This is a genomic window from Serratia sp. Sp408, from assembly GCF_057180665.1.
The window spans coordinates 365908-377372 of record NZ_JBXUFT010000001.1; the positions used below are offsets into that span (position 1 = coordinate 365908).

At 57.4% G+C, this 11465-nt stretch carries 12 protein-coding genes; 11 read left to right on the forward strand and 1 reads right to left on the reverse strand.

Going from position 1 to position 11465, the window contains the following annotated elements; all coding sequences use genetic code 11:
• The first annotated feature begins 119 nt into the window (after window positions 1-119).
• The 7 genes from pxpB (at window position 120) to nei (ending at window position 5861) form a co-directional block, all read left to right on the forward strand.
• Entirely contained in the window at window positions 120-776 is a 657-nt protein-coding gene (gene pxpB, locus AC2AXP_RS01790) for a 5-oxoprolinase subunit PxpB (protein ID WP_088499621.1), read from the forward strand.
• Window positions 770-1702, forward strand: a complete 933-nt coding sequence (pxpC, locus tag AC2AXP_RS01795; RefSeq protein WP_004965828.1) for a 5-oxoprolinase subunit PxpC — start codon at window positions 770-772, stop codon at window positions 1700-1702. Before pxpB ends, pxpC begins: the two co-directional genes overlap by 7 nt.
• The gene (pxpA, locus tag AC2AXP_RS01800; protein WP_371902051.1) at window positions 1692-2429 is read left to right on the forward strand and encodes a 5-oxoprolinase subunit PxpA; all 738 of its coding nucleotides are present in this window, start codon (window positions 1692-1694) and stop codon (window positions 2427-2429) included. Before pxpC ends, pxpA begins: the two co-directional genes overlap by 11 nt.
• A gap of 228 nt (window positions 2430-2657) precedes the next feature.
• Window positions 2658-3386 (forward strand): DUF969 domain-containing protein, encoded by a 729-nt coding sequence (locus tag AC2AXP_RS01805; RefSeq protein WP_004965824.1) that lies wholly within the window; start codon window positions 2658-2660, stop codon window positions 3384-3386.
• Window positions 3386-4393, forward strand: a complete 1008-nt coding sequence (locus AC2AXP_RS01810) for a DUF979 domain-containing protein (RefSeq protein ID WP_039992837.1) — start codon at window positions 3386-3388, stop codon at window positions 4391-4393. Before AC2AXP_RS01805 ends, AC2AXP_RS01810 begins: the two co-directional genes overlap by 1 nt.
• 8 nt (window positions 4394-4401) lie before the next feature.
• Window positions 4402-5046, forward strand: coding sequence for a pyroglutamyl-peptidase I (gene pcp, locus AC2AXP_RS01815; RefSeq protein WP_004965820.1), 645 nt, complete (start codon window positions 4402-4404; stop codon window positions 5044-5046).
• Between the two features lie 23 nt (window positions 5047-5069).
• Entirely contained in the window at window positions 5070-5861 is a 792-nt protein-coding gene (nei, locus tag AC2AXP_RS01820) for an endonuclease VIII (protein WP_004965817.1), read from the forward strand.
• A 139-nt stretch (window positions 5862-6000) separates the two neighbouring features.
• Here the strand turns inward: nei and AC2AXP_RS01825 are convergent, their stop codons facing one another.
• On the reverse strand, window positions 6001-7290 hold the full coding sequence (locus AC2AXP_RS01825) for a citrate synthase (protein WP_004965815.1): 1290 nt from the start codon (window positions 7288-7290) through the stop codon (window positions 6001-6003).
• 756 nt (window positions 7291-8046) lie between these two features.
• On the opposite strand from AC2AXP_RS01825, the gene sdhC reads away from it, so the two are divergent.
• From sdhC to AC2AXP_RS01845, 4 genes are read left to right on the forward strand one after another with little or no spacing between them, the layout of a single operon-like run.
• A complete protein-coding gene (sdhC, locus tag AC2AXP_RS01830; protein WP_004965813.1) occupies window positions 8047-8436 on the forward strand; it encodes a succinate dehydrogenase cytochrome b556 subunit in 390 nt (129 codons plus the stop codon).
• On the forward strand, window positions 8430-8777 hold the full coding sequence (sdhD, locus tag AC2AXP_RS01835) for a succinate dehydrogenase membrane anchor subunit (RefSeq protein WP_004965811.1): 348 nt from the start codon (window positions 8430-8432) through the stop codon (window positions 8775-8777). Before sdhC ends, sdhD begins: the two co-directional genes overlap by 7 nt.
• Window positions 8778-8780: 3 nt before the next feature.
• The gene (gene sdhA / locus AC2AXP_RS01840) at window positions 8781-10547 is read left to right on the forward strand and encodes a succinate dehydrogenase flavoprotein subunit (protein WP_004965810.1); all 1767 of its coding nucleotides are present in this window, start codon (window positions 8781-8783) and stop codon (window positions 10545-10547) included.
• Window positions 10548-10565: 18 nt separating this feature from the next.
• Window positions 10566-11282, forward strand: coding sequence for a succinate dehydrogenase iron-sulfur subunit (locus AC2AXP_RS01845; RefSeq protein WP_004965808.1), 717 nt, complete (start codon window positions 10566-10568; stop codon window positions 11280-11282).
• The last annotated feature ends 183 nt before the right edge of the window (window positions 11283-11465 follow it).

Sequence of the window (11465 nt, forward strand, 5' to 3'; positions counted from 1 at the left end):
TTGACAGCCAGAGCCCTGTCGAGCATAACTGATACGCAGACAAATAATAAATCCCCTGATGGGTTTCAAACGGCAGCCGTGCTGCGGTTTGCAATACCACGGGTACAAGGAGCATAAGGGTGCAACGAGCACGTTATTACCTACTGGGTGAAAGAGCGGTAGTGCTTGAACTGGCGCCACCGGTGACGCTGACCAGCCAGCAGCGCATCTGGGCGCTGGCGGAAAAACTCAACCACCATCCTCAGGTTCGCGAAGTGGTGCCAGGCATGAATAATCTGACCTTGATGCTGGATACGCCGCAGGCCGATGCCGAAGCGATGCTGGTATTATTGCAACAGGGGTGGGAAAGCAATGAAACGCTGGTACCGGAATCACGCCAGGTGGATATTCCGGTGGTTTACGGTGGCGAACAGGGGCCGGATCTGGCCGACGTGGCGCGCCATACCGGCATGACGATACAGCAGGTGGTCGAATGCCATGCCTCGGCAGACTATATCGTGTATTTCCTGGGATTTCAGCCGGGGTTCTCCTACCTTGGCGGCATGCCGGAACGCCTTGCCACGCCGCGTCGTGCCGAGCCGCGTCTGTCGGTACCCGCCGGTTCGGTGGGCATCGGCGGCAGCCAGACCGGCATTTATCCGCTGGCGACGCCGGGCGGCTGGCAACTGATTGGCCGTACGCCGTTGGCGCTGTTCAATCCGCTTGAAATGCCGCCTACGCTGCTGCGCCCCGGCGACAACGTGCGCTTTGTGCCGCAAAAGGAGGGCGTATGTTGAATATTTTACGCGCCGGCATTTACACCACGGTGCAGGATCTGGGCCGTAATGGCTTTCGTCGTTTGGGTATCAGCCAGGGCGGGGCGTTGGATACACCCGCGCTTAAAATTGCCAACCTGCTGGTGGGCAACGCGCCTGACGCCGCCGGCCTGGAAATCACCCTGGGCCAGTTCAGCGCCGAATTCACCCGCAGCGGCTGGATAGCGCTGACCGGGGCGGGTTGCGATGCGCAACTGGATGGCAAACCGCTGTGGACCGGATGGCGTTATGCGGTCAAAAAGGGTCAGAAGCTGGTATTGAGTCAGCCCAAACGCGGCATGCGCAGCTACCTGGCGCTGGCCGGTGGCATTGCGGTTGCAGAAATGCTCGGTTCACGCAGCACCGATCTGAAAGCCGCCTTTGGCGGGCTGGAGGGACGGCTGTTGAAAGATGGCGATCGCCTGCCGTTAGGCAAAAGTGCCTCGTTGCCGGCCACGTCGGTTGGGGTGAAGCAACTGCTGTTCAACAACCGCATTCGCGCCATGCCGGGGCCGGAATACGACGAGTTTACGCCGGAGGCACAGGAGGAATTTTGGCGTACCGCCTGGCAGCTCAGTCCACAGAGCAACCGCATGGGCTATCGACTGCATGGCAGCGGGATGCTGGCGCGTACCACCGATCGCGAAATGCTGTCGCACGGCCTGCTGCCGGGCGTGGTGCAGGTGCCGCACAACGGGCAGCCGATCGTATTGATGGCCGATGCGCAAACCACCGGTGGCTATCCGCGGATTGCCTGCGTGATCGAAGCCGATCTCTACCATTTGGCGCAGATCCGCCTGGGCGAACCGATCCATTTCATTCCTTGCAGCGTGGCGCAGGCGCAGCGCGCCAAAGCCGAGCAGGATCATTTTATCCAACAAATTGCCTGGGGGTTGAATGTTCGTTGATTTAAACGCCGATCTCGGTGAAGGCTGCGCCAATGACCAGGCGCTGCTGCAATTGGTCAGCTCCGCCAATATTGCCTGCGGCTTCCATGCTGGCGATGCGCAAACCATGCGGCAGTCGGTACGTTGGGCGCAGCAATACGGCGTAGCCATCGGCGCGCACCCGAGTTTCCCCGATCGCGAAAACTTTGGTCGCACGCGTATGCAACTGCCGCCGGAAACGGTGTTTGCACAGGTGGTGTATCAGTTGGGGGCGCTGGCCGCCATTGCCCGGGCGGAAGGCGCAGTGATGGTACATGTGAAGCCACACGGCATGTTGTACAACCAGGCGGCGGTCGAACCTGCACTGGCGGAGGCGATAGCCCGCGCGGTGCAGGCGGTTGACCCGGCGCTGCGGCTGGTAGGCCTGGCCGGCAGCGAGCTTATCCGCGCCGGGGAACGACTCGGGCTGGCAACGCGGCAGGAGGTGTTTGCCGATCGTGGATATCTGGCTGACGGCACGCTGGTGCCGCGTGGTCAACCGGGGGCGCTGATCGATAACGATGAGCACGCGTTGCAACAAACGCTGGAAATGGTGCGCCATCATCGCGTGCGCAGCGTGGAGGGTAAGTGGGCCGCCGTTCAGGCCGAAACCGTCTGCCTGCACGGCGACGGCGAACATGCGTTGGAATATGCAAGAAAACTGCGTGAAAGCTTTAAAAAACATAATATTAGCGTTAGCGCAGAATAATAATAACGCCAGATTGATGACCAGGTTGCCGTCGGGTACGACAGCCTGGCGGCTGGCGTAGCGAAAGCTGCTACCGGTGATTATCCTGCGGGGCAGGCCAGGGGATGCCAGGGGAACATTTGATTTGTCGGCGCTTTATGCCGCCACTTCAACGGCATGTTTTCGCTACGTTCTGCCGTTGTCAGCAGTCAGCACACAACATTACTAACATCATAAAAGGGAAACACTATGGAACAGGTGGTTAATCTCTGGCCACTGATCGGCATTGCCGTCATCGTGGTTGGCTTTGTTTTACGCTTTAATCCGGTATTGGTGGTGATCGCCGCCGGTATCGTCACCGGGCTGGCGGCATTTATGCCGCTGGCGCAGATTCTGGAAAAGCTGGGGGAGGGGTTTCTCAATACCCGCAACCTGCCGCTGATATTGCTGTTGCCGCTGGCGGTTATCGGTTTGCTGGAACGCCATGGACTGAAAGAACGCGCACAGGCATGGATCGCCAAGATCAAAAGTGCCACCGCCGGTCGTTTGCTGATCGTCTATCTGTTTGTACGTGAAATTACCGCGGCGATGGGGCTGACCAGCCTGGGCGGGCACCCGCAAATGGTGCGTCCACTGCTGGCGCCGATGGCAGAAGGTGCGTCGGAGAACCGTTACGGCGAACTGCCTGAGCGCGTGCGACATCGCCTGCGTGCCATGTCGGCGGCAACCGACAACGTCGGGCTGTTCTTTGGCGAAGATATTTTTGTGGCGTTCGGCGCCATCATCTTTATGCACAATTTTATGCTGGAATCGGGGGGGATTCAGACCGAGCCGCTGCATATCGCTTTGTGGGGGATTCCGACGGCGATTTTTGCCTTCCTGATCCATTCCTTCCGTCTGTATCGCATGGACCGGCAGCTCAGCGCCGAACTGGCGCAGCTTAATCAGGCGGCGCTGCAGAGCAAGGGAGACGCATGATGCATTTTCAGCAGCAATATCTGTATTGGTTGGCCGGCGTGGTACTGGTGATTATCGCCGCGATGTCGCTGCGCGATCGCGCCAATCCGCGGCGTGTGACTACCGCCCTGTTCTGGGGGCTTTATGGCCTGGTGTTCCTGGTGGGTGACTGGACTTACGCGCTGTTCGGCAGCGGGGCAGAGGCCAAGCGTTATCTGCATATCGCCATCGGCGGCCTGGTGGTGGTGATGGCATTGATTGCCGGCTTCGGCGGTGTGCGCCTTGGCAGTTATCATCAGCGTACGCCGCAGGAGCGTGAGGTTAGCGCCAAGCGGCTCGGTAACCGATTGTTTATTCCCGCGCTGGCGATACCGGTGGTGACGGTCGTCGGCGTACTGCTGTTCAATAATATTCCGGCGTTGCAAATGGCGGTGTTTGGCCCGGGCAATCACTCCACCCTGATTACGCTGTTTTCCATGGCATTGGGGGTAGTGCTCGGCGGTATCATTGCGGTGAGGATGACCCGTGAAAGCGCGACGCAGCCGTTGCAGGAGGCGCGACGTCTGCTGGATTCGATCGGTTGGGCGTTTATCCTGCCGCAGATCCTGGCCACGCTCGGTCTGCTGTTTACCGTGGCGGGCGTCGGCACGGCGATTTCACACCTGACGCAGGAGTATCTGGCGGTGGATAACCGCTTTATTGCGGTAGCGGTATACGCTATTGGCATGGCGGTGCTGACCATGGTAATGGGCAACGCCTTTGCCGCTTTCCCGATTGTCACCGCCGGTATCGGTATTCCCATCTTAGTGTTGCAGCACGGCGGTAATCCGGCGGTGATGGCGGCAATTGGTATGTTTTCAGGCTATTGCGGTACGCTAATGACGCCAATGGCGGCTAACTTTAATATTGTGCCGGCAGCACTGCTGGAGTTGCCGGACAAAAATGCGGTGATCAAGGCGCAGATCCCGACCGGTGCCTTGCTGTTGCTGGTCAACGTATTCCTGCTGTATTTCTTGATGTTCCTGTAGGAGAGCGCATGCAAAAAGTATTGATAACCGGCTTTGAACCGTTTGACGGCGAGCGTGTGAATCCTTCATGGGAAGTGGTCAGGCAACTGAACGATATGCAACTGGCCGGCATACGGGTAGTGGCGCGTCAGTTGCCGTGCGTGTTTGGCGCGGCGCGTGAGGCGCTGAACGCGGCGATTGACGAGGTCGAGCCGCTGCTGGTGCTGGCGATCGGTCAGGCCGGCGGCCGCAGCGATATTTCGCTGGAGCGGGTGGCGATCAACGTCGACGATGCGCGCATCCCGGATAACCAGGGGCAGCAACCGATCGATGAGCCGATTGTCGCCGACGGCCCGGCGGCCTACTTCAGCAGTCTGCCGATCAAGGCAATGGCAACGGCAATGCGCGAGGCGGGTATTCCGGCGTCGGTATCGCAGACCGCCGGTACCTTTGTCTGCAACCATGTGATGTACGGTCTGCTGCACCATTTGCACCATCGGCCACACATCAAGGGCGGGTTCATTCATATTCCCTACCTGCCGGAACAGGCGGCGGCGCATCCCGGTGCGCCAAGCATGGCTGCCGGCACCGTGCTGTTTGCCCTGGAGCTGGCGATTTCCATCGCCCTGCAGGTGGAGCATGATTTGAAAATCGGCGGGGGCGCTACGCATTAACCCCCGTATCAGGAGACGTTAGCATGCCGGAAGGACCGGAAATTCGCCGGGCGGCAGATAGCTTGGCGGCGGCGGTGCTGGAGCAGCCGCTGACCGAGGTTTGGTTCGCCTTTGCGCAGTTAAGGCACTACCAGCCAGAGCTGATCGGTCAGCGGATCGTGGCGATTGAACCGCGCGGCAAGGCGCTATTGACGCATTTTTCCAATGGGTTAACGCTGTACAGCCATAACCAGCTGTATGGCGTATGGAAAGTGGCGAAGGCCGGGGAAACCCCGACGACCAAGCGCGATCTGCGGGTGAGGTTGCAAACGGCGCAGCAGGCGATTCTGCTGTACAGCGCGTCGGATATCACCCTCGGCCCGCGGGAAGAGATAGCCATGCATCCGTTTTTACAGCGCATCGGCCCGGATGTGCTGGATATGGCCTTGACGCAACGGCAGGTTACACAACGTTTGCTTGCGCCAGCATTTTGCCGGCGGCAGTTGGGCGGGCTGTTGCTCGATCAGGCATTTTTGGCGGGGCTGGGTAACTACCTGCGGGCGGAAATCCTGTGGCTGGCGCAGTTGGCGCCGCAACACCGGCCGCGGGACTTGTCTGCCGATGCGCTGCAACGTCTGGCGCAGGCAATATTGGCATTACCGCGATTATCTTATCAGACGCGTGGTCAGGCCAATGACGATGTGCATCATGGGGCGTTGTTCAGCTTTAAGGTGTTTCATCGCAGCGGCGAGCCGTGCCTGCGCTGCGGAGCGATGATCGTGAAAACCACGCTGTCGTCGCGGCCGTTTTACTGGTGCCCAAATTGCCAGCATTAACCGCTGGTGGCGGGTGTTGATAATGCCTGTCTTGTTTGACGGTGGCCCAAATTGCCAGCATTAACCGCTGGTAGTGGTTAATAAAAAAACGCCGCCCTGATGGGCGGCGTTGTCAGATTCAATCTGGGTCAATGCGGCGTTATTTCTTCAACTGAGAATTGAAATCACGCTCGGCGTAGCCGGTATACAGCTGGCGCGGACGGGCGATCTTGATGCCTTCGTCGTGCATTTCGTTCCAGTGGGCGATCCAGCCTATGGTACGCGCGATGGCGAAGATCACGGTGAACATCGAGGACGGAATGCCCATTGCCTTCAGAATAATGCCTGAATAGAAGTCGACGTTCGGGTACAGTTTCTTCTCGATGAAGTACGGGTCGTTCAGCGCGATGTGTTCCAGCTCCATCGCCACGGCCAGCAGGTTATCGTCTTTCTTGTTCAGTTCTTTCAGCACTTCGTGACAGGTTTCACGCATCACCGTGGCGCGCGGATCGTAATTTTTGTACACCCGGTGGCCGAAGCCCATCAGACGGAACGAATCGTTCTTGTCTTTGGCGCGCTTGATGAACTCTGGAATGTGTTCAACGGTTTTGATTTCTTCCAGCATCTTCAGTGCGGCTTCGTTGGCGCCACCGTGCGCCGGCCCCCACAGGGAAGCAATACCGGCCGCGATGCAGGCAAACGGGTTGGCGCCTGAGGAACCGGCGGTACGCACGGTAGAGGTGGACGCGTTCTGCTCGTGATCGGCATGCAGGATCAGGATGCGATCCATGGCGCGTTCCAGCACCGGGTTCACCACGTACTCTTCACACGGGGTGGCGAACATCATGTGCAGGAAGTTACCGGCATAAGACAGATCGTTGCGCGGATACACGAACGGCTGGCCAAGAGAGTATTTGTAACACATCGCCGCCACGGTCGGCATTTTGGACAGCAGGCGGAATGCGGTAATTTCACGGTGGCGTTCATTGTTGACGTCGAGCGCATCGTGGTAGAACGCCGCCAGCGCGCCGGTTACGCCACACAGCACCGCCATGGGGTGCGAGTCGCGACGGAAGCCACGGAACAGATGGGTGATCTGATCGTGGATCATGGTGTGGCGGGTGACGGTGGTCTTGAAGGTTTCGAACTCTTCCGGCGTTGGAGTTTCGCCGTACAGCAGGATGTAACACACTTCCAGATAAGAAGATTGTTTCGCCAGCTGCTCGATCGGGAAGCCACGGTGCAGAAGAACACCTTTGTCACCGTCAATGAAGGTGATTTTGGATTCGCAAGAAGCGGTGGAGGTAAAGCCGGGATCGAATGTGAAATAACCTTTGGAACCCAGGGCGCGGACGTCGAGGACATCGGGACCCAGCGTTGGGGTTAGTACGCCCAGTTCGATCGGAGCTTCGCCGCCATTGATGGTTAGCGTCGCTTTCTTATCAGTCATTTACAGTCTCCTTAGCGCCTTATTTTAAAAACCTCTAACAACTGAAATACCTTAAATCTCCGCCAGTTGCCCACAAATGAGCAAAACCGGCGCCAACTCTGTGAGCGACTGCGCAATTGCGCTGGTAGGGTACAGAGTGTCAAACCGTTCGTCATTCATGTCGCAGCGGTGTGGCCGCGTGCCGACCCCGATGGTGTATGCCGTTCAGGCAGTCGGGGACATACGCTTGCCTCCTGGCTACAATGTGACATCCATTGGGTTTGACCAGGCGAACGAGACGGGTGACCAGTTGTTAACGATTCGTTGAATTCGTTATTTTCTGTTAATCATTACCTACGACGTGTTCGGGGGTTTTAACCAAATACACTGTTGCATAACTTGTGCGTAGGGGGAAGTGTATCTGCTGACCTATAGCGCATCATAGGACCGTTTGTGCCCCTATATGTAATGGAAATGTTGATCTCTTGTCAAATCAGATAATTAATTTTGTACCAATTGTGAAAATCGTGATCTAAATCACTGTTCGGGGGAAATGTTATCAAAGGGATTGTACGGGAATTGTAATCAGAATGTGATCCTCCTATACTGCCGCCAGGTCTCCGGATTACCCTGAAGTAGGAGCACCCAGCGTTATAACTACGCGCCGTTTAAGCACAGAGGATGTTGATGTTTGAGCGCGTGACGTGTAAGGGTTTTGGCTCTTAACGCTGTCTGATCCCCACCCAGGCCCGGAGGAAGGAAAATAATAAGAGCTGTGTGGGCAAAACCGTGAAAAAACAAAGACCTGTCAACCTGGATCTGCAAACGATCCGGTTTCCCGTAACTGCGATAGCGTCCATCTTACACCGAGTCTCTGGCGTAATTACCTTCGTTGCCGTGGGTATCCTCCTCTGGCTGCTGGGCATGTCACTCTCCTCCCAAGAGGGTTTCCTGCAGGCTGCCGCCATCATGAATAGCTTCTTCGTCAAATTCATCTTCTGGGGGATCCTCACTGCGTTGGCCTATCACATTTGCGGTGGCATTCGTCACTTGTTAATGGATTTTGGCTATATCGAAGAGAGTTTAGCCGCTGGCCAGCGTTCTGCCCAGGTGGCGTTCGTTCTGACCGCCGTGCTGTCAATTCTGGCTGGAGTCCTCGTATGGTAAGCAATGTTTCTGCATTAGGACGTAACGGCGTACACGACTGGTTGTTACTGCGTGCTTCCGCCATCGTCATCACCCTGTATGTTCTCTATATCCTGGGCTTTGTTGCCACGGCTCCGGACATGACCTATGAAATCTGGCGCGGTTTCTTCGCAACCAGCATTACGAAAGTATTCACCCTGTTAACGCTGTTGTCGATTCTGGTGCACGCCTGGATCGGTATGTGGCAGGTGCTGACGGACTATATCAAGCCACTGGCGTTACGCCTGATGCTGCAACTGGCGATTGTCGTCGCGTTGCTGGTCTATTTACTGTACGGAACAATCGTAGTGTGGGGTGCGTAAACAATGAAACTGCCAGTCAGAGAGTTTGATGCAGTGGTTATCGGTGCAGGCGGCGCAGGTATGCGCGCGGCACTGCAAATTTCCCAAGCGGGCTCAACCTGTGCCCTGCTGTCAAAAGTATTCCCGACCCGTTCCCATACCGTGTCTGCCCAGGGCGGTATCACCGTTGCGCTGGGTAACAGCCACGAGGACAACTGGGAATGGCATATGTACGATACGGTGAAAGGCTCCGATTACATCGGTGACCAGGACGCCATTGAATATATGTGTAAAACCGGCCCGGAAGCGATTCTGGAACTGGAACACATGGGCTTGCCGTTTTCCCGCCTGGACGATGGCCGCATTTACCAACGTCCATTCGGTGGCCAGTCGCTGAACTTCGGCGGCGAGCAGGCGGCACGTACCGCGGCGGCGGCTGACCGTACCGGTCATGCGCTGCTCCACACCCTGTATCAACAGAACCTGAAGAATCACACCACCATCTTTTCCGAGTGGTACGCGCTTGATCTGGTCAAAAACCAGGATGGCGCGGTGGTGGGCACTACCGCCATCTGTATTGAAACCGGCGAAGTGGTGTACTTCAAGGCCAAGGCGACCGTGCTGGCCACCGGCGGTGCGGGCCGTATTTACCAGTCCACTACCAACGCCCACATCAATACCGGCGATGGTGTCGGCATGGCTATTCGTGCCGGCGTGCCAGTGCAGGATATGGAAATGTGGCAGTTCCACCCAACCGGCATCGCCGGAGCCGGGGTACTGGTTACCGAAGGTTGCCGCGGCGAAGGTGGCTACCTGCTGAACAAGCACGGCGAGCGCTTTATGGAGCGTTATGCGCCAAACGCCAAGGATCTGGCGGGTCGCGACGTGGTTGCCCGTTCGATCATGATCGAAATCCGCGAAGGTCGCGGCTGCGAGGGTCCATGGGGTCCGCATGCCAAGCTGAAACTGGATCACCTCGGTAAGGACGTGCTGGAATCTCGCCTGCCGGGCATTCTCGAGCTGTCGCGTACCTTTGCTCACGTCGATCCGGTTAAAGAACCGATCCCGGTTATCCCGACCTGCCACTATATGATGGGCGGTATTCCGACCAAAGTGACCGGTCAGGCGCTGACGGTGAACGAAAAAGGTGAAGACGTCGTGATTCCGGGGCTGTTCGCGGTGGGTGAAATCGCCTGCGTATCGGTACACGGCGCCAACCGTCTGGGCGGTAACTCGCTGCTGGATCTGGTGGTGTTCGGCCGTTCCGCCGGCATGCACCTGCAGGAATCGTTGGCAGAGCAGGGTGAAAGCCGTGACGCCAGCGACTCTGACGTCGAAGCTTCGCTGGACCGCCTCAATCGCTGGAACAATACCCGCTCCGGTGAAGATCCGGTCGAAATCCGCAAGGCACTGCAATCCTGTATGCAGCACAACTTCTCGGTGTTCCGCGAAGGTGATGCGATGGCGAAAGGATTGGAAGAGCTGAAAGTGATCCGTGAACGCCTGAAGAACGCCCGTCTGGACGATACCTCCAGCGAATTCAACACCCAGCGTATTGAATGCCTGGAGTTGGATAACCTGATGGAGACTGCGTTTTCCACCGCCGTTTCGGCCAACTTCCGTACCGAGAGCCGTGGCGCGCACAGCCGCTTCGACTATCCGGAACGTGACGATGCCAACTGGCTGTGCCATTCGCTGTATCTGCCGCAGTCGGAAAGCATGACGCGTCGTGAAGTGAACATGCAACCGACACTGCGCCCGGCATTCCCGCCGAAAGTGCGTTCTTACTAATTTCGCGGAGATCGATTGATGAAACTCGAATTCTCAATATATCGCTATAACCCGGATGTCGACGACGCTCCGCACATGCAGGATTACCAGCTTGAGGCGGAAGAAGGGCGCGACATGATGCTGCTGGACGCGCTGATTCTGCTGAAGGAAAAGGATCCGACGCTGTCGTTCCGTCGCTCATGCCGTGAAGGCGTGTGCGGTTCCGACGGTCTGAACATGAACGGTAAAAATGGCCTGGCGTGTATCACCCCGGTGTCGTCGCTGAGCAAAGGCAAGGGTAAAATCGTCATTCGCCCGCTGCCGGGGTTGCCGGTAGTACGCGACCTGGTGGTCGATATGGGGCAGTTTTATACCCAGTATGAAAAGATCAAGCCTTACCTGCTGAACGACGGAAAAACGCCGCCGGCGCGCGAGCACCTGCAATCGCCAGAACAACGGGCTAAACTTGATGGTTTGTACGAGTGCATTCTGTGCGCCTGTTGCTCCACCTCGTGTCCGTCGTTCTGGTGGAACCCGGACAAATTCGTTGGCCCGGCTGGCCTGTTGGCGGCGTATCGCTTCCTGATTGACAGCCGTGACACCGAAACCGCAGCACGTTTGGATGATCTGGACGACGCTTTCAGTGTTTTCCGCTGCCATAGCATTATGAATTGTGTCAGTGTATGTCCTAAAGGCTTGAACCCGACCCGCGCTATCGGTCACATCAAGTCGATGCTGCTGCAACGCGGCGCATAATCGGATGGTGCGCCGGGCTTGCCCGGCGCACCATTGGCAGGAAACCTCTAAAAACTGACCCGTGATTGTGGCAGCAGACAATCAGGTTCGTCCCGCCGGTTTTTAGAGGTTCCTTGTAAGGGACCGCAAGGTCCATAGCAGAACGTAAATAGATACCCGAAGTCGCCGATGCCCTGCATTGGC